1 protein-coding gene is annotated in these 1441 nt (G+C 67.9%); it reads left to right on the top strand.

Annotated features, from left to right (window positions below; genetic code table 11):
* Positions 1-114: 114 nt before the first annotated feature.
* Positions 115-1377: an IS256 family transposase gene (locus GR303_RS24195; RefSeq protein WP_246205889.1), complete on the top strand. Its 1263-nt coding sequence runs from the start codon at positions 115-117 to the stop codon at positions 1375-1377.
* Positions 1378-1441 lie beyond the last annotated feature (64 nt).

Genomic DNA, 1441 nt, shown 5'->3' with positions numbered 1-1441 from the left:
GGTGCCGTCTGGGATGTGGTGGACTTTTGAGAGGGTGGCGTAGTCTCCGGGTGTTGAAGCCCACAAAACGGGATTCGGGCGTTGGAGCGCCAGGGTCCCATTGGAGACCACGCCATGACGGACCCTATCAGCAAGTCACAGTCTGCGCATCTGACCGGCCAACCCGACGCCCGACTTTTCGACACCTGGATCGACCCGATCGAGACCGGCGTGCGCGAGCGGGTGCGCGATTGGATCGAAGCCCTCATCCAGGCCGAACTGGAGGCCGCTCTCGGCCGACCCCGCTATGGCCGGGCGCCTGCTGGCGAGCCGTCCGTCGGCACGCGCGGCTACCGCAACGGCTGCCGGTCGCGCACGCTCACGGGCACCTTCGGGCCGACCGAGATTTCCGTGCCGCGGGCCCGCCTGCACACGCAGGATGGCGGCACCACCGAGTGGAGGAGTGCCACCCTGCGGGCTTATCAGCGCCGCACCAAGGCCGCCGATGCGCTGATCGCCTCGGCCTATCTGTCAGGCACCAACACCCGGCGGGTGCGCCGGGCGCTTGCCGCCCTGTTCGGCGGAGCGGTGGGCAAGGACACAGTCAGCCGGGTCTGGCGCAAGGTGCAGGCCGATTGGCAGGCCTGGAACCAGCGTTCGCTCGCCGACGAGCCGATCGTGCGGCTGATCCTCGACGGCACGGTGGTGCGGGTCCGGCTCGACAAGAAGGCGACGTCGATCTCGCTCTTGGTGGTGATCGGCATCCGTGAGGACGGGCAGAAGGTCTTGCTGGCGGTCAGGAACATGGGCGGCGAGACCACGGCCGCCTGGCGTGCGGTCCTCGACGATCTGGTCGCGCGCCAGCTGCGCCGGCCGGCCTTTGTCATCGTCGATGGCGCGCCGGGCCTGGAGCAGGCGCTCGCGGCGGTGTGGAACGGTGTTCCCCTGCAGCGCTGCACGGTGCACAAGCACCGCAATCTGCTCGCCCATGCGCCCAAGCGGCTCTCCGACGAGATCACGGCCGATTACACCGACATGATCTATGCCACGACAGTCGAGGAGATTGCGGAGCGCCGCCAGGCCTTTCTGCGCAAATGGCGGCTGCGGCATCGGGCGGTGGCGGACAGCCTGGAGGAGGCGGGCGAGGCGCTGTTTGCCTTCACGCAGCTGCCGCCCTCGCAATGGAAGTCGGCCCGGACCACGAATGCGATCGAGCGGCTGCACGAGGAGTTCAAGCGGCGGATCAAGACCCAGACGGTGCTGCCCTCGGCGGCCACCGCCGCCATGCTGTTCTGGGCCCTGCTGGCGTCCGGTCAGATCACCATGCGCAAGGTCGACGGCTGGAAGACGCTGACACAAGCGTCAGCCCCGAAGGAGACGATTGACCTCGCCGCCTGACCCAATACGATGTTCATGCCGGAGATCGCGCCACCCGAATTTCAACACAGCTCGCGACGGCACC

It is taken from the genome of Microvirga arsenatis (assembly GCF_009910705.1).
Classification (GTDB): Bacteria; Pseudomonadota; Alphaproteobacteria; order Rhizobiales; family Beijerinckiaceae; genus Microvirga; species Microvirga arsenatis.
This window is presented reverse-complemented; position numbering and strand designations above follow the sequence as displayed.